This window comes from Micromonospora sp. CNZ322, from assembly GCF_007827755.1.
On record NZ_VITD01000005.1, the window covers coordinates 213,579 to 229,796 of the forward strand.

The 16,218-nt window shown below is 70.0% G+C and carries 14 protein-coding genes and 2 riboswitches; of the genes, 6 read left to right on the plus strand and 8 right to left on the minus strand.

Annotated elements, in window-relative coordinates; genetic code table 11:
* Positions 1 to 67 precede the first annotated feature (67 nt).
* A complete protein-coding gene (locus FB453_RS14965; protein WP_145790716.1) occupies positions 68 to 982 on the plus strand; it encodes a MerR family transcriptional regulator in 915 nt (304 codons plus the stop codon).
* Here FB453_RS14965 and FB453_RS14970 read toward each other — a convergent pair.
* Both FB453_RS14970 and FB453_RS14975 read right to left on the minus strand, forming a co-directional pair.
* Complete coding sequence (locus FB453_RS14970; RefSeq protein ID WP_112602787.1) at positions 979 to 1,974, minus strand: ribonucleotide-diphosphate reductase subunit beta; 996 nt, start codon at positions 1,972 to 1,974, stop codon at positions 979 to 981. The genes FB453_RS14965 and FB453_RS14970 overlap by 4 nt on opposite strands.
* 56 nt (positions 1,975 to 2,030) lie before the next feature.
* Complete coding sequence (locus tag FB453_RS14975; RefSeq protein WP_486480292.1) at positions 2,031 to 4,352, minus strand: ribonucleoside-diphosphate reductase subunit alpha; 2,322 nt, start codon at positions 4,350 to 4,352, stop codon at positions 2,031 to 2,033.
* 192 nt (positions 4,353 to 4,544) lie between these two features.
* A riboswitch (cobalamin riboswitch) is annotated at positions 4,545 to 4,761 on the minus strand.
* 430 nt (positions 4,762 to 5,191) lie between these two features.
* Between FB453_RS14975 and FB453_RS14980 the strand changes: the two genes are divergently transcribed.
* Positions 5,192 to 6,589 carry an enolase C-terminal domain-like protein gene (locus tag FB453_RS14980; protein WP_112589817.1) on the plus strand — a complete coding sequence of 466 codons (1,398 nt, stop codon included), beginning with the start codon at positions 5,192 to 5,194 and terminating at the stop codon, positions 6,587 to 6,589.
* 11 nt (positions 6,590 to 6,600) lie between these two features.
* Complete coding sequence (locus FB453_RS14985; RefSeq protein WP_112589820.1) at positions 6,601 to 7,323, plus strand: FadR/GntR family transcriptional regulator; 723 nt, start codon at positions 6,601 to 6,603, stop codon at positions 7,321 to 7,323.
* A 10-nt stretch (positions 7,324 to 7,333) separates the two neighbouring features.
* Here the strand turns inward: FB453_RS14985 and FB453_RS14990 are convergent, their stop codons facing one another.
* The 5 genes from FB453_RS14990 to FB453_RS15010 all read right to left on the minus strand — a co-directional run bounded on the left by FB453_RS14990 (position 7,334) and on the right by FB453_RS15010 (position 12,467).
* Positions 7,334 to 8,353 (minus strand): aldo/keto reductase, encoded by a 1,020-nt coding sequence (locus tag FB453_RS14990; protein ID WP_486480272.1) that lies wholly within the window; start codon positions 8,351 to 8,353, stop codon positions 7,334 to 7,336.
* A complete protein-coding gene (locus tag FB453_RS14995; RefSeq protein WP_145790720.1) occupies positions 8,350 to 9,168 on the minus strand; it encodes an ATP-binding cassette domain-containing protein in 819 nt (272 codons plus the stop codon). The genes FB453_RS14990 and FB453_RS14995 overlap by 4 nt, the downstream gene beginning before the upstream one ends.
* Positions 9,168 to 10,220: an ABC transporter substrate-binding protein gene (locus tag FB453_RS15000; RefSeq protein WP_145790722.1), complete on the minus strand. Its 1,053-nt coding sequence runs from the start codon at positions 10,218 to 10,220 to the stop codon at positions 9,168 to 9,170. The genes FB453_RS14995 and FB453_RS15000 overlap by 1 nt, the downstream gene beginning before the upstream one ends.
* Before the next feature lie 40 nt (positions 10,221 to 10,260).
* Positions 10,261 to 11,268, minus strand: a complete 1,008-nt coding sequence (locus FB453_RS15005) for an ABC transporter permease (RefSeq protein WP_091406814.1) — start codon at positions 11,266 to 11,268, stop codon at positions 10,261 to 10,263.
* 320 nt (positions 11,269 to 11,588) lie between these two features.
* The gene (locus FB453_RS15010; RefSeq protein ID WP_186718283.1) at positions 11,589 to 12,467 is read right to left on the minus strand and encodes an amidohydrolase family protein; all 879 of its coding nucleotides are present in this window, start codon (positions 12,465 to 12,467) and stop codon (positions 11,589 to 11,591) included.
* Positions 12,468 to 12,739: 272 nt separating this feature from the next.
* Positions 12,740 to 12,884: riboswitch (cobalamin riboswitch) on the plus strand.
* Positions 12,885 to 12,976: 92 nt separating this feature from the next.
* On the opposite strand from FB453_RS15010, the gene FB453_RS15015 reads away from it, so the two are divergent.
* Genes FB453_RS15015 through FB453_RS15025 form a run of 3 tightly spaced genes read left to right on the plus strand, consistent with a single transcriptional unit; the run spans position 12,977 to position 14,477 of the window.
* Positions 12,977 to 13,123 (plus strand): CbtB domain-containing protein, encoded by a 147-nt coding sequence (locus FB453_RS15015; RefSeq protein ID WP_486480273.1) that lies wholly within the window; start codon positions 12,977 to 12,979, stop codon positions 13,121 to 13,123.
* Positions 13,114 to 13,884 (plus strand): CbtA family protein, encoded by a 771-nt coding sequence (locus tag FB453_RS15020; protein WP_145790725.1) that lies wholly within the window; start codon positions 13,114 to 13,116, stop codon positions 13,882 to 13,884. Before FB453_RS15015 ends, FB453_RS15020 begins: the two co-directional genes overlap by 10 nt.
* Positions 13,881 to 14,477: a histidine phosphatase family protein gene (locus FB453_RS15025; RefSeq protein ID WP_222431353.1), complete on the plus strand. Its 597-nt coding sequence runs from the start codon at positions 13,881 to 13,883 to the stop codon at positions 14,475 to 14,477. Before FB453_RS15020 ends, FB453_RS15025 begins: the two co-directional genes overlap by 4 nt.
* Positions 14,478 to 14,556: 79 nt before the next feature.
* Here FB453_RS15025 and FB453_RS15030 read toward each other — a convergent pair whose 3' ends face one another.
* A complete protein-coding gene (locus tag FB453_RS15030) occupies positions 14,557 to 16,059 on the minus strand; it encodes an MFS transporter (protein ID WP_145790727.1) in 1,503 nt (500 codons plus the stop codon).
* Positions 16,060 to 16,218: the final 159 nt, after the last annotated feature.

The window sequence follows — 16,218 nt, forward strand, 5'->3', positions numbered from 1 at the left end:
GCGGCCCTGACACCGCGACGATGGACACGTTGACCCGTACCCCGGGGTGCGGGTTTAGGGTCGCGGGATGCGGGTGGGTGAGTTGGCACGCCGGACCGGAACTACGGTCCGGGCACTGCGGTACTACGAGTCGGCCGGGCTGGTCGTACCCCGGCGGCTGGGCAACGGCTACCGCGAGTACGACCCGATCGCGGTGCGCCTGGTGGCGCAGATCCGGGAGCTGATGGCGCTCGGCCTCACCGTCGAGGAGACCCGCCCGTTCGTCGAGTCGATCGCCGATGGTTCCGACGACACCGACGTGTGCGCGGCGGCGGTGGCCACGTACCGCAGCACCATCACCAACCTCCAGGAGCGGATCGGCAAGTTGACCGCCCAGCGGGACGCGCTGGACGCGCGCCTGGACGCCGCCGCGACCCAGGTCGTACCCGGCAGTCCCGCCGAAGGCGCCGACCCCATCGCGCTGGTCGGCGTCAGATTGCCACCGCTGTCCTTCTACGGCACCGACGGCCGCCCGGTCGATCTCGGCGCGCTCGGCCCCGGCCGCAGCGTCATCTTCGTCTACCCGCTGACCGGACGACCGGGCGTCGACCTGCCCAACGGGCTGCTGGAGATCCATGGCGCGCGCGGCAGCACCGAGCAGGCCGCCTGGTTCCGCGACCACCACGCCGAGCTCCGCGCGGCCGGCGCCGCCCGGGTGTACGGCCTGTCCGCGCAGTCGACCGGGTACCAGCGAGAACTCGCGCACCGACTGCGGTTGCCCTACCCGCTGATCCCCGACCCGAGGCTGACCCTGGCCGACGCGCTGCGGTTGCCGACCCGCACCGCCAGCGACATGACGCTCTACGAGCGGCTGACGCTGATCGTCGCCGACGGCGCTGTCGAACACGTCTTCCACCCGATCCCGGACCCGGCGTCGCACCCACTGCACGTGATGCGGTGGCTCACCAAGCGACGCCAGGCCCCCGGATCGGTTGCCGCCTAGAAATCGTCGTCGAAGGCGACAGTGCCGGTCACCCCGACCTGGTACGCCGACACCCGCCGCTCGAAGAAGTTGGACAGCTCCTGGACGTCCTGCAACTCCATGAAGCCGAACGGGTTGCTCGACCCGTAGTGCGGGGCGATGCCGAGCTGGGCGAGGCGGCGGTCGGCGACGTGCTGGAGGTACTCCCGCATGTCGGCCAACGTCAGACCGGGCACACCATGGCCCAACAGGTCCTCGGCGAACTGCACCTCACACTCGACCGCCTCGGTGAGCATCCGGCGAACCTGGTCGGCGAGGTCGTCGTCGAACAGGTCCGGTTCCTCGGCACGGACGGTGTCGACGACGTCGAACGCGAACGCCATGTGCATGGACTCGTCGCGGAACACCCAGTTGGTGCCCGAGGCGAGGCCGTGCAGCAGGCCGCGGGAGCGCAGGAAGTAGACGTACGCGAACGCGCCGTAGAAGAACAACCCCTCGATGCAGGCGGCGAAGCAGATCAGGTTGAGCAGGAACGTCCGCCGGTCCTCGCGGGACCGCAGCTCCCGCAGGTCGTTCAGGGAGTCGATCCATCGGAAGCAGAACTCGGCCTTGCGACGGATCGAGGGGATGTTCTCGATGGCGGCGAAGGCCTCGAAGCGCTCCGTCTCGTCGGGCACGTACGTGTCGAGCAGGTTGAGATAGAACTGGACGTGCACGGCCTCCTCGAACAGCTGACGGGACAGGTAGAGGCGACCCTCCGGGCTGTTGACGTGCTGGTAGAGGTTGAGCACCAGGTTGTTGGCGACGATCGTGTCACCGGTGGCGAAGAACGCCACCAGGCGGCTGACCAGGTGCCGTTCGGCCGGCGACAGCTTGTCCAGGTCGGCGAGGTCGGCGTGCAGGTCGACCTCCTCGACCGTCCAGGTGTTGCGGATCGCGTCGCGGAACCGGTCGAAGAAGTGCGGGTAGCGCATCGGGCGGAGAGTCAGGTCCATCCCGGGGTCGAGCAGCATGTGCGTGGTCCTCGTGTCGGCGGTGGTGGCGTCGGTGGTGGCGCTGTCGGCGGGAGTCACTGGCAGGCCTCGCACGACTCGGGGTTCTCCAGCGAGCAGGCCAGCGCCTCCGCGTCAACCGCGACGGCGGGCGCGACAGCGCTGACGGTGGCCTGCTGGATCCGCGTCGCGGGGCGCGAGCGCAGGTAGTAGGTGGTCTTCAGCCCGACCTTCCAGGCGTACAGGTACATCGAGGAGAGCTTGCCGATGGTCGGCGCGGCCAGGAACAGGTTCAGCGACTGGGACTGGTCGATGAACGGGGCGCGGGCGGCGGCCAGGTCGATCAGCGCCCGCTGCGGCAGCTCCCACGCGGTGCGGAACAGCTCCCGTACGCCGGCCGGCAGCTCGGCGATGTCCTGCACCGAACCCTCCGCCCGCTTGATCGCCGAACGGATCCGCTCGGTCCACAGACCGCGGGCCTTCAGCTCGCGTACCAGAGCGGTGTTGACCTGGAGGAACTCCCCCGACAGAGTCTCGCGCTTGAACAGGTTGGACACCTGCGGCTCGATGCACTCGTAGCACCCGGCGATCGAGGCGATGGTCGCTGTCGGCGCGACCGCCACGAGCAGCGAGTTGCGCAGCCCGTACGCCTCGACCCGCTCGCGCAGCGCGTCCCACCGCGCGGTCTGCGTACCCTCGACACCCCACAGGTCGGGCTGGAGCTGGCCCCGCGCGGCCCGGGTCTGCGGATACGCCGGATGCGCGCCGAAGTCGCGCGCCAGGTCGGCGGAGGTCTCCAGTGCGGTCAGGTACAGCTCCTCGCTGATCAGGGTGGACAGCTCCCGCGCGGCCGGCGAGTCGAACGGCAGCCGCAGCGCGAAGAAGACGTCCTGGAGGCCCATCAGCCCGAGTCCGACCGGCCGCCAGCGGGGGTTGCTCGCCGCCGCCTGCGCGGTCGGGTAGTAGTTGATGTCGATGACCCGGTCGAGGAAGGTCACCGCGGTCCGCACCGTGGCGCGTAGTCGCTCCCAGTCGATGCCGCCGTCGGTGAGATGGGCGGCGAGGTTCACCGAGCCGAGGTTGCACACGGCGGTCTCGGTGTCACTGGACACCTCGACGATCTCGGTGCAGAGGTTCGACAGATGCACCACGTTGCCGGGCTCGGCGGTCTGGTTGCAGAGCCGGTTGGCGGCGTCCTTGAAGGTCATCCAGCCGTTGCCGGTCTGGGCGAGGGTCCGCATCATCTTCCCGTACAGCTCCCGTGCCGGGACCTGTCGTACGTAGCGACAGTGCGCCTCGGCCTCCCGGTACGCGGCGTCGAACCGCTCCCCCCACAGGTCGGGCAGCTCGGGCACCTCGTGCGGGTCGAACAGCGACCACAGCTCGTCGGCCTCGACCCGGCGCATGAACTCGTCCGGGATCCAGTTGGCCAGGTTGAGGTTGTGGGTACGTCGGGCGTCCTCGCCGGTGTTGTCCCGCAGTTGCAGGAACTCCTCGATGTCCGGGTGCCACGGCTCCAGATAGACGCAGGCCGCGCCCTTGCGCCGGCCACCCTGGTTCACCGCGGCGACGCTCGCGTCCAGCGTGCGCAGCCACGGCACGATCCCGTTGGACTGCCCGTTCGTGCCCCGGATCAGCGCGCCCCGGGAGCGGACCCGGGAGTACGCGATGCCGATGCCACCGGCGAACTTGGACAGGTTGGCGACCTGGGCGTACCGCTGGTAGATCGAGTCCAGCTCGTCGAGCGGGGAGTCGACCAGGTAGCAGGAGGACATCTGGGTGTGCCGGGTGCCGGAGTTGAACAAGGTCGGTGAGCTGGGCAGGTAGGCCAGGCTGGACATCAGCCGGTAGAAGTCGACCGCCTCGTCGGCCGTCCGGGACAGACCGCAGGCCACCCGCAGCAGCCAGTACTGGGGGGTCTCCAGCACCAGTCGGCTGGTGGGGTGGCGCAGCAGGTAGCGGTCGTACACGGTGCGCAGGCCGAAGTACTCGAACCGGCGGTCGCCGTCCGGGTCGATGGCGTGGTCGAGGGTCGCGGCGTGCGCGGCGACGAACGCGGCGGTGTCGTCACCGATCAGGCCCTCGGCGTGGCCGACCCGGATCGCCGCGCTGAACGAGGTGATGCCCTGTCGACGCACCTCCTTGTCGACGTAACCGGCCAGCAGCCGCGCGGCGAGGCGCGAGTACTGCGGCTCCTCACCGATCATCTCGGCCGCGGTCTGGATGGACAGCCGGTCCAGTTCGGCAGTGGTCGCGCCGTCGTAGAGGCCGCTGATGGTACGGGTGGCCACCCGCATCGGGTCGACGTCGGTCAGGTCGTCGGCCCACCGTTCAACCGCTCGGACGATCTTGTTCACGTCCACGGGTTCGGTGCCGCCGTCGCGCTTGCGGACCTGCATCGGCGTCCGCCGCACTGTCGCGTCGCCGCTGGTCGGGACTACCTCGGTGACTGTCACCACTCGCTCCTCGGAGTTCGAGACCTGGTGGCCCGGACGCGAGGGGACAGACACCAACGGACGCCACGCCAGCCCGGCGTGGGTCAGGGGGCGTCAGCCGTCCCACGCGGCCTCGGACCGCCGCCCACCCGGGTACGGGTACGCGGCGCGCTGGCAGGTCTTCGGACTCGCGGGCACGACCGGTGTCGCCGGTCTCCTACTGGCCGTCGCTTCCCAGGCCGATTGGTGGCCCAGTGCTGTTGACGGCGGTCGTTCCCACTCACCGCTGCGGGACAGTCCCGGATTTCCACCGGGTTCCCTGTTGCCTCGACCACCCCGGATGAGCGGCCGAACCAGCTGCGCTCGACACCATATATAGGGACGCAGCCGTTGTCACACCCCACATGTCGTTCTCGGGCGTGTCGGTGCCGACTCGGTGACCACCGTCACCACCCCGGCCGGCCACGCCAGGCCGACCGACGCCCGGCACCGGAGACGGGCTCTTCGGGCGGGTGTCGACAGTCGACAGAGATTTGACGTATCGAGACCAGGGTGGCGCAGGCCGCACTCATACGCCACCGTCAATGCCCCGTGATGGGATGGAACATCCAATCTCCACGGACCGCCACTCCCGCCACCTTCACCCGTCAACCGGCATGATGGGCGGCAAGGCGGATCAGCACGGCGAGGCAAACATCATATGTCTGCGGGCCTGCGATGATCGACATCGTTGACGCGCCGGAGCGGCCCTCCGTATACTCCCAGTGATCATCTGATCTTTAGCCTAGCCGGGCGAGGAGCGCATGCCGCAGATCACCGCCGTCACCGTCGAAGACGTCCGCTTCCCCACCTCCCTGACCGCTGACGGGTCAGACGCCATGAACAAGGACGGCGACTACTCGGCGGCCTACGTCGTCCTGCACACCGACGGCGTCGACGGCGTGGGCGCGCCACTCGCAGGGCACGGCCTGACCTTCACCATCGGTCGAGGCAACGACATCGTCGCGGCGGCGGCGGTCCACCAGGCACAGCTCCTGGTGGGCCTGGACGTGGCGACGATGGCAGCGGACATGGGCGCGGTCTACCGCCTCCTCACCTCCGACTCGCAACTGCGCTGGCTCGGCCCCGAGAAGGGCGTCGTCCACCTGTCCCTGGCCGCCGTGCTGAACGCATCGTGGGACCTGGTCGCCCGGCTCGCCGACAAGCCGCTGTGGCGGCTGCTCGTCGACATGTCCCCCGAGCAACTCGTCGACATCGCGGACCTGCGCTACCTCTCCGACGCGCTGACCCGCGACGAGGCACTGGCCATCCTGCGGGCCAAGGAGGGCACGAAGGCCGCCCGCCTCGCCGAGCTCGACCGGACCGGCTACCCCGCCTACACCACATCCGCGGGTTGGCTCGGCTACGGCGACGACAAGCTGCGCCGGCTCTGTCAGGAAGCGGTGGACACCGGCTACGGCTACGTCAAGCTCAAGGTGGGCGCCAACCTCGACGACGACATCCGCCGATGCGCGATCGCGCGCGAGATCCTCGGGCCGGATCGCAACCTGATGATCGACGCCAACCAGGTGTGGGACGTCGGTCAGGCCATCGAGTGGGTCACCGCCCTCGCCCAGTTCACGCCACTGTGGATCGAGGAGCCGACCAGCCCCGACGACATCCTGGGCCACGCGGCCGTCCGCCGCGCCGTCGCGCCGATCGGCGTCGCCACCGGCGAACACTGCCACAACCGGGTGATGTTCAAGCAGCTGTTCCAGGCCGAGGCCATCGACTTCTGCCAGCTCGACACCGGCAGGTTGGCCAGCATCAACGAGATCGTCGCCGTGCTGCTGCTCGCCGCGAAGTTCGACGTCCCGGTGTGCCCGCACGCCGGCGGTGTCGGGCTGTGCGAGATGGTCCAACACGTGTCGGTGCTCGACTACGTCGCGATCTCGGGGGACCTCACCAACCGGGTCACCGAGTTCGTCGACCACCTGCACGAGCACTTCACCGATCCCTGCATCATCCGGGACACCGGTTCCGGCAGCGGATACGTCCTGCCCAGCCAGCCCGGCTACTCCACCCGGATGCGTCAGGAGTCGGTGGCGCTCTACCGGTTTCCCGACGGCCACTACTGGGCGGCGACAGACCCGACTACCGTGTCATCTCCGGAGGCGGCGTACGTGATCGCGGGTGGGAAGGCCACCCCCGCCGGCCGCTAGGGGGGTCGGTCATGTCTCGCACTGACGAAGTGGTCAACGGCATCAAGCGGATGATCCTCGAAGGGCAGTTCAGGCCCGGGGACCGGCTGCCCATCGAGAAGGACCTCGCCGAGCAGCTCGGTGTCTCGCGGGGGTCCCTGCGCGAGGGGATGTCGGCCCTGTCGATCCTCGGCATCGTCAACATCCGCCAGGGCGACGGCACCTACGTCACCAACCTCGACGCGCCACAACTGCTGGCCCCGATGGGTTTCGTGGTGGACTTCCAGGGCCAGGGCGACCCCCGCCACATCCACACCGTTCGCCGTCTGCTGGAGTGCGAGGCCGCCTGCCTGGCGGCGACCAGGATCACCGACGAGGCCCTGACCCAGGCGGGTGACCTGCTCGACGAGGCGGCCCGGTTGATCGGCCAGTCACCGCCGGACCACGAGCGGATCATGGAGATCGACATCGCCTTTCACCGGATCATCGCGGTGCACGCCGAGAATCCGGTGCTGGTCGGCCTGATCGAAGCCTTCGCCGGGCGCACCATCCGTGGCCGGCTCTGGCGGAGTCTGCACGAGGAGGGCGCGGACCTGCGGACCCATGACGAACACGTGGCGATCCTGAAGGCCCTCGTGGCGCGCGACCCGGAGCGGGCGCGCACCCGGATGGCCAACCACCTGATCGGCGTGGAGGAGTCGTTGCAGGGGTTACCCGACGACGCTGACGCCAGCATCGAGACGGCCCGGTCGTGACGGCCGATCCTCACGGCTGCACGTCGAGCAGCCCCTCGTCGTACAACGCCGTCCAGAGCTGATCCGGGACGTCGACAGCAGATCGACGCAGGGTTTCGGTCACCTGGGCCTCGTCGCGCATGCCGACCACCGTCGAGACCACGGCCGGGTGACGACGGACGAACGCCAACGCCGCCTGGGGCAGCGTGACGCCGTACATCTGACAGACCCGCGCTATCCGGCGGGCCTGATCAATCACCTCTGCCGGCGCCTGCCGGTAGTCGTAGACGGCGTCGGTCGGCGGCATGTCCCGGGCCAGCAGCCCGGAGTTGTAGACGCCGGCGACCACCACGCCGACGTGGCGGGCCTGCGCGAGGGGCAGCAGGTCGGTCAGGGCGCCCTGCTCCAGCAGGGTGTACCGGCCGGCGCACATCACCACGTCCACGTCGGTCTCCGCCACGAAGCGGGCCAGCATCGCGGACTGGTTCATCCCGGCCCCGACGGCACCGATCACGCCCTGTTCCCGCAGCTCCACCAATGCCGGGATCGCCTCGCGCGCGGCCTGCTCCCAGTGCTCGTCCGGGTCATGCAGATACACCACGTCGATCCGGTCCAGGCCGGTGCGCCGAAGGCTGGCCTGCAGGGAACGGTGTACGCCGTCGCGGCTGAAGTCCCAGACCCGGCGATGGTCGGCGGGAACGTCGAACCCCTCCGGATCACGCCGGTGCGCCGTCTCCGGTGACGGCACGAGCAGCCGGCCGACCTTCGTTGAGACCACGTACTCGCCGCGCGGGCGGGCGCGCAGGGCCGCGCCCAGGCGCCGTTCGGACAGGCCCAGCCCGTAGTGCGGTGCCGTGTCGAAGTATCGGACGCCGCCTGCCCACGCGGTGTCCACCGCGGCGGCGAACTGCTCGTCCGACGTCGCGCGGTAGAGATTGCCGCCCTGGGAGGCGCCGAAGCCCAGTGGACTCAGCCGCAGCGGCGAACCGACGCCGCTGCGGGTCGCCGGACGGGCGGGATCGCGCGCGCCCCGCTGGGCGACAGCCGTCACCGCTCGTCCCGATCCACGTTGGTGCTGCCGGTCATCGCCGCGACCAGATCGTCGGTGGTGACCTCGTCGGCGCGGAGTTGGGCGGCGCGCCGACCGAGGCGCAAGACCTCGACCCGGTCGGCGATCTCGAGCACCTGCGGCATGTTGTGGCTCACCAGCACCACCGACATGCCGGCGTCACGGGCACGCCGAACGACGTCGAGCACCCGCCCGGTCTGGACCACACCCAGGGCCGCGGTGGGCTCGTCGAGGATGACCACGTTGGTTGCCCAGATGATGGCGCGGGCCACCGCCACGCACTGCCGCTGCCCACCGGAGAGCATCGCGATCGGGGTGGTGACCCGGGGGATCCGTACGCCGAGTTCGTCGAGGGCGGCGGCAGCGCCGTGGCGCATGGCGCGCTTGTCCAGCAGCCCGAGCCGGCCGAGTGGTCCGGAGCGGAGGATCTCCCGGCCGAGATACAGGTTGGCGGCCACGCTGAGGTCGTCGGCGACGGCGAGGTCCTGGTAGACCGTCTCCACTCCCGCCCGTCGGGCATCGACCGGAGTGGAGAACTGGACAGGGCGGCCGCCGACCCGGATCTCGCCCTCGTCGGGTGGGTGCACACCGGACAGGGTCTTGATCAGGGTGCTCTTGCCAGCGCCGTTGTCACCGATCAGCGCGACGACCTCACCTCGACGGACCGTGAAGTCGGCGCCACGCAACGCCTCGACGTGCCCGAACCGCTTGACGATGCCGCGGGCTTCGAGGACCGGCGGTTCGGCGTCGGTGGGTTGCCGATGGCTGTCCGCGGTGGCAGTGGGGAGCGCGCCCATCACTGCACCGGCGGGTTGGCGCAGCTGGGCTCGAGCACCGCCTTGATCTCCGCCGAGTCGATGTTCTCCTTGGTGACGAACGTGACGCCGGTGTCGGCCGAAGCCAGCGGCGCCTTGTCCCGAAGGTGCTTGACCATCTTGTCGACGCCGAAGTAGCCCATCTTGAACGGGTTCTGCACGACCAGCGCGGAGATCTGGCCGTTGCGCACCCCGGCGATCTCGTCTGGGGCCGCGTCCCAGCCGATGATGACCACCTTGCCGGACTTGCCGGCGGCCTGGATGGCCTGGGCGGCACCGAGCACGCTCGGCTCGTTGGCCGCGAAGACGCCGGCGAGCTTGGGGTTGGCGGTGAGGATGTTCTCGGTGACCCGTCGGGCCTCGTTGACGTCGCTGCGGCTCGGCTGCTGGCCGACCAGCTTCAGGTTGGGGTACTGGGCGAGGCCGGCCTTGAAGCCGTCGACCCGCTCGGTGTTGGTCTGCGATCCGGGCTGGAACTCGACGAGCGCCACCTCGTGGTTGCCGGGGCCGAGTTCGGTGGCGAGCAGCTTCGCCGCCTCGGTCGCCGACGCGCGGTTGTCGGTGGCGAAGAGGGGCACGTTCGACGGCTGCGGGCTGGTGCCGGAGTCGATCATGGCGACCGGGATGTTGGCGCTGAGTGCCTTGTCGGTCGCCGGCGCCAGCGCGCTGGAGTCGGTCGCCGCGTAGACGATGCCGTCGACCTTCTTGGTGACGAAGTTCTGGATCAGGTTGACCTGGCCCTCGACGTCGGTCTCGGTGGTCACCCCGTCCCACTGGACGGTGACGTTCCCGGCGCGCTGCGCGGCGCACTCGGCGCCCGCCTTGACCGTGTTCCAGTAGTCGGCCCCGACCGCCTTGGGTACGACGGCGAGCTTCAACGGGCCGCTCGCGTCCTTGGTCGCGCCGTCGCCGCCGTCACGGACCTCGACCCCGCCGCAGGCGCTGAGCAGGGCGGTCGCCGCGGCCGCGGCCAGGATCGCCTGCGCGCGCAGGAGTCGTCCTCGCGTCCGCCGGCTGGTGGTGGTGTGTGCCATGGTGTGTGTCCTTCCTCGTTCGGACTCTCGGAATGGCATATCAACCCCGTGATTCCAGCCGCCGGCGGCGGTACTGGTCGAAGTAGACGGCGGCCCAGATGATCACGCCGACGATCACCTGCTGGTAGTGGATGCTGATGTCGAGCAGGACGGCGCCGTTGCGGACCAGGGCGATGAGGAACGCGCCGATGATGGTTCCGACGATCCGGCCCTGCCCGCCGAACAGGCTGGCTCCGCCGATGACGGCGGCGGCGATGACGTCGAGTTCCAGCGAGATCCCGTAGTTGGGCTGGCCGGAGTTGACCCGGGACGCGGCGATCATGCCGCCCAGCCCGACCAGCACGCCGGCCAGCACGTACACCCCGGTCAGGTGCCGTCCGACCCGGATTCCGGAGCGGCGGGCCGCCTCCAGATTGGAGCCCATCGCGTAGGTGTACTGACCGAAGCGGGTCTGGGAGAGCAGGAAGGCGACACCGACGGCGACCAGGACGGTGATCACCACGGCGAACGGAATGCCGAGGATCTGCCCGTTGCCGAGCAGTTGGAAGGACCGGGGAAGGCCGTAGACGCCGACCGCTCCGGTGATGATGAAGACCAGGCCGCGACCCACGGACATCGTCCCCAACGTCGCGATGAACGGCGGAATCCGGGCAACCGTCACCAGCAGGCCGTTCAACAGCCCGGCCAGTGCGCCGACGCCGATCGCGACCGCCGTCGCCGCCCAGAGTGAGAAGCCGAGGTCGCGCACGACCATCGCGCCCAACACGCCGGCGAGCGCGGCGACGGACCCCACGGACAGGTCGATGCCCTTCGTAATGATGACCATCGTCTGGGCCGTGGCGATGATGGCGATCACCGCCGTCTGGGCGCCGATGTTGAAGAGGTTGTCCGCTGTCAGGAAGTAGGGACTCGCGAAGGTCAAGGCGATGAACAGGACGACCAGCGCGGTCGCGGCGGTGAACTCGGAGACGGCGTGGGAGATCCGTTCCCGGAACCAGTCGCTGAGTTCGCCGCGCTGCGTGCCGGCGGTTGCCTCGGCGCTACTCATCGTCGGACCTGACCTCCCCAAGCGCGGCGCCGGCGTCCGACGGGGACCCGCCGACGAGCCGAACGCCTGTGAGCGACCGACCCCGCTCGGACGGTGGTGCGGCTAGATGGCCACACACCCCTTGGGGATAGGTCGGATGTTTCCCACGATCAGGCGTTACCTTGCCACGCATTCACGTATGTTGCCAAGGTCTTGCAAGCATGTTTTGCCATCGTTACTTGCACCCCCGAAGGCATACGTCCGACCACATCGACATCGCTGCCGCCGTCAGCGTGTTATCGATAACATGCTATGTCCCCAGTTGGGAAGGCGCTGCCCTCTCAGGACGGGGCCAGCCGGTAGACCCGGCTGGCGGTCTGGCGCCAGATCGCGGCCCGCTCGTCGTCCGACAGCGGGTCCAGCAGGTCACCGAGGACGGTGACCCAGCGGGTGTACGAGGTGGCGAGCAGGCACACCGGCCAGTCCGAGCCGAACATCAGCCGATCCGGGCCGAACACGTCCAGGGCGTGCTCGACTGCGGGCCGCAGGTCGGCTGTCGTCCAGGACTGGCCGTCCACCTCGGTCACCAGGCCGGAGAGCTTCGCCGTCGTGTTGGGCTCGGCCGCTAGCGCCAGCAGGTCGCGCTGCCAGTCACCGAGATCGGCGCGCCCGAGCGGGGGCTTGCCGAGGTGGTCCAGGACGAACCGCACCTGGGGCAGGTCGCGGACGAGCCGGGCGGCCGCCGGCAGCTGATGATGGCGCACCAGGAGGTCGAAGGCGAGGCCGGCGGCACCGACCGCGGCGATGCCGTGCCGCACGTCGGCGCGGTCGAGATAGGTCGGGTCGGGTTCGGACTGGACCAGGTGGCGGATCCCGACCAGCCGTTCGCCGCCGCGGGCCCTGCGTAGTCGGGCGAGGCGACGGTCGACATCGGCGGCGGTGAGGTCGACCCAGCCGACGACCCCGGCGATGAGGGGGTCGTCGGCCGCGATGCCGAGCAGCTCGGGCGTCTCCGACCGAACGGCGACGGACTGGACGACCACGGTCTGGGTGACCCCGGCGGCCCGGGTCGCCGGGGCGAGCTCGACCGGCGTGAAGTCGTCGTCGATCGCGGCCATGGTGTGCGGGTCGATCCAGGGCTGTGGGTGCCGCGCCCGGACCCAGAGGTGATGATGCGCGTCGACGATGCCCTGTCGTCGCGCAACCTCGCCGGTCGTCACCGGCCCCGTCCTGTGTGTTCGTCCACTCTGCACCCCGCCCCGCCGCTGATCGAAACCCTCCGGGTCGACCCGGAGCCACAGAGCCGATCTGGCAGGTTGACCATGTTAGCGGTAACAGAGTGTTCACGAGTCGCGGAACGCGCGCTACGACCGGCTTGCGGCAGTGTCGCCTTTTGGTCTGACGAATCCGCCGGCACCCTGCGGCTCGGTCGGCTCGTTGACCGACCGGTGGGTGCCGCGTTCGGTGCCCGGGGTCCGGGTTGACCGCCCGAGGCGGCACCGCTACCGTCGACCCACTATCTGCGGCGACGCGAGGGAAGCCGGTGTGAATCCGGCGCGGTCGCGCCACTGTGAGCGGTCCCCAACCACAACTGGGGGCCGCGAGCCAGGACGCTCGGTCGTCCGCAGCCTTGCGATGGGGACGCGTCATCCCTGGGGAGGTTCGTGTATTCATGTCTAGCTCCGCTTCCAGCCAGCCGGTAATGCATCCCGCTGGCAGTGTCCGTCTAATGTGGACGGTTCTGGCGACCGTTGCCGTGCTCACCCTGCTGGCGTACCTCGTCGCCTTCGACCAGGGGGCGGTGTCGCGCAGCGGCATGTACCTGCACGAGCTGATGCACGACGGCCGGCACCTGCTGGGCGTCCCGTGCCACTGAACACCACCGCCGCTCCCCCGTTCCTCGCCGTCCTCGTCCGCGGGCTGCTGGCCGGCCTGATCGCCGGCCTGCTGGCCGGGGCGTTCGCGTACGTCGCTGGCGAACCGCACGTCGAGGCAGCCATCGCCATCGAGGAGGCGGCGACGCACGGTGAGCCCGCCGCCGGTGCGCACGATCACGAGGACGCCCTGGTCGGCCGGACGGGTCAGCGCGGCGGTCTGTTCCTGGCCACCGGCCTGTTCGGGGCCGCGATGGGTGGCCTGCTGGCCACGGCGTACGTCCTGCTGTCCCGGCGGCGTCGCGGCGACGACGACGGGCGGGCGGGTCTGCTGCTGGCCGGCGCGGCGCTGCTCGGCGCGGTGATCGTGCCGTTCGTCAAGTACCCGGCGAACCCGCCGGCGGTCGGCGACCCGGCCACCATCAACCAACGGACCGTCACCTACCTGTTGATGGTGGTGCTCGGGCTGGTGGCCGTGTGGGCCGGCTCGCTGGGCTACCGGTCGGTCGGTGCCCAGGCGCCGACGTGGCTGCGCGCCGCCGGGGCCACGGGCGGGTTCCTGCTGGTCACGGCAGTGTCGTACGTGGTGATGCCGTCCTTCCAGGAGGTTCCGGCGGACTTCCCGGCGACCCTGCTGTGGAGTTTCCGACTGGCCTCGCTCGGCACCCAGGTCGTGCTCTGGACCGGCATCGGCCTGCTGTTCGCGGCCCTGATGCACCACGAGCGGCGTCACCGGGCCGGCACCGCACTGCCGAGCACGTGACCGGCACCAGCCTTCGGCTGGTCGCCCACGGTCACACCGCCGCTCTGCGCCGGGCCCGCTTCGGCGGCGCCGACGACGGCCTGGACGAGGGTGGCCTGCGTGCCGCACTCGCCCAGGCCCAGGCGGGCGCAGACCGGCGCGGGCCCCTCGGCGTCAACGCCACCTGCCTGTCCAGCCCCGCGGTGGCCGCCCGACAGACCGCCGACGCCTTCGGCCTGCTGCCGACGATCGAGACCGCGTTGGCCGACTGTGACTACGGGGACTGGTCCGGACGGTCGCTGGAGGAGATCGCTGAATCGCAGCCGCAGGCGCTGCACGACTGGCTGTCCGCACCGGAGTCTGCGCCGCACGGCGGTGAGTCCGTCACGGCCGTGCGGGATCGGGTCGGCGGCTGGCTGGACGAGCAGCAGGAAGCCGGTGGACGCGTCATCGCGGTCACCCACCCACTGGTGATCCGGGTCGCGGTGGTGCACGCCCTCGGTCTTCCGATGGCGACGTACCGGCAGGTGGACGTGGAGCCCCTGGCCGTCGTCCGGCTCACCAGCCGGGGTGCGCGCTGGCAGCTCCGCCTCAGCGCACCGCGAGCAGGTTGAGGTCGAACCGAACGGCGCAGGCCGTGGCCACCAGGAGTGGACACGGCCTGCGCTCGTTCGGCGACTGTCAGCCGCCTGCTCAGTGGTGCCGGTGGGGCAGGTGCAGCTCGACCGGCTCGGGCGGAAGGTCGTCGACACCGGCGGCGACGGCCTGTTCGTGACGGCGACGCGCCGAGGGCAGGGCGAGTGCCGCGAAGACGGCCAGGACCGCGACGCCCGCGCACACCCAGAAGCCGGCGGTGAACGCCGCGTCGGTGGGCAGCCCCGTAGGGGTGCTGTTCGACGTGATGACGGCCGCCACGACCGCCGCGCCGATGCTGCTGCCGATGGTGCGGGCGATGGTGTTGACGCCGCTCGCCTCGCCGGTCTGCCCCGCCGGGACGCTCTCGATGATGGCGTTGGACATCGCCGCGAACGCCAGGCCGATGCCGGCGCCGGTGAGCACCCCGGAGAGCAGCACCTGCCAGGTCGCGCCGTGCGCGAGAGCCGGCAGCGCGAATGCGACGACGACCGCGACAGTGCCGAGGAACATCGGAACCTTGGGACCGAAGCGACGGTCCAGCAGGCCCGCGAGGGGACCGAAGACCACCATCATCAGAACGGTGGGCAGCAGGAACAGGCCCGCCTGGGACACCGTCTTGCCGAACCCGTACCCGGTGGCGGCGGGAAGTTGCAACAGGGTCGGCACCAGCACGAACGTCCCGAACATCGCGAAACCGAGGATCAGGGCGACGAGGTCGGTGGCCCAGACACCGCGAATCCGCATCAGGCGCATGTCGATGAGCGGCTCGCGTACGCGTAGCTCGACCCGGACGAACACCACCATCGCGACCGCGCCGAGCAGGAACAGGCCGATTGTCTTCGGCTCGGTCCAGCCCCAGCCCTGCCCCTTGCTCACGGCCAGCAGCAGCGAGACCAGCGAGACCGACAGGATGGCCGCGCCGAGCATGTCGAGCCGCCCGGGCGTGCGGACCCGCGACTCGGGCATTCCGAAGATGGCTCCGAGCAGCGCGACGACGACGAGGACCAGCGGCAGCCAGAACAGCCAGTGCCACGACAGGTGCTCCACGATCGGGCCCGCGGCCACGATGCCGACACCGGCGCCGACCCCGAAGATCGCCGACAGCAGGCCGACGGTGACGCCGACCTTCTCCCGGGGCAGTTGGTCGCGGACGATGCCGATCGACAACGGCAGGATCGCTCCGGCGGCTCCCTGTAGCGCCCGCGCGACGATCAGCACTGTCAGGTTGGGGGCCAGGGCGGCGAGCAGGGTGCCCGCGGCCAGGGCCGCGAGGACGCCGATGAGGACCCGACGCTTGCCGATCATGTCACCGAGACGTCCGAGAATGGGCGTCAGCACCGAGGCGGCCAACAGGTACGCCGTGAGCACCCAGCTGATGTCTCCGGTCGAGACGCCCAGGTCCCTTCCGATGGTCGACAGCGCGGGCGCCACCAGCGACTGGAGCACCGCGAACGCCAGGCCGCCCAGCGACAGGTACAGCACCAGAAGGGTGCTGTTGGCGCGCGGGGTGGCGCCGGGCGCGGAGCCGAGGCGGGTCGGCTCCTCGATGGTGTGGGTCATGGAATCCCCGAACTAGATGTAAACGTTTGCTGACTTAGCCAGTATGCGCAGCCTGGGGCCCATGTCAACAGTCGTTTACCTCACCCTCGGACCGCACCGGACGTTGCGGTCGGCGGGAAGTCAACATATGTTTACTTACTAGGCATCGACGCCGAGCCA

Bases quoted from the DNA above. Each gene is read 5' to 3' on its own strand.
- FB453_RS15000 (WP_145790722.1), bottom strand. From the start codon at position 10,220: ATGGCACACACCACCACCAGCCGGCGGACGCGAGGACGACTCCTGCGC.
- FB453_RS15015 (WP_486480273.1), top strand. From the start codon at position 12,977: ATGTGGACGGTTCTGGCGACCGTTGCCGTGCTCACCCTGCTGGCGTAC.
- FB453_RS14970 (WP_112602787.1), bottom strand. From the start codon at position 1,974: ATGCTGCTCGACCCCGGGATGGACCTGACTCTCCGCCCGATGCGCTAC.
- FB453_RS15030 (WP_145790727.1), bottom strand. From the start codon at position 16,059: ATGACCCACACCATCGAGGAGCCGACCCGCCTCGGCTCCGCGCCCGGC.
- FB453_RS14965 (WP_145790716.1), top strand. From the start codon at position 68: ATGCGGGTGGGTGAGTTGGCACGCCGGACCGGAACTACGGTCCGGGCA.
- FB453_RS14975 (WP_486480292.1), bottom strand. From the start codon at position 4,352: ATGCAGGTCCGCAAGCGCGACGGCGGCACCGAACCCGTGGACGTGAAC.
- FB453_RS14985 (WP_112589820.1), top strand. From the start codon at position 6,601: ATGTCTCGCACTGACGAAGTGGTCAACGGCATCAAGCGGATGATCCTC.
- FB453_RS14980 (WP_112589817.1), top strand. From the start codon at position 5,192: ATGCCGCAGATCACCGCCGTCACCGTCGAAGACGTCCGCTTCCCCACC.
- FB453_RS15005 (WP_091406814.1), bottom strand. From the start codon at position 11,268: ATGAGTAGCGCCGAGGCAACCGCCGGCACGCAGCGCGGCGAACTCAGC.
- FB453_RS14995 (WP_145790720.1), bottom strand. From the start codon at position 9,168: ATGGGCGCGCTCCCCACTGCCACCGCGGACAGCCATCGGCAACCCACC.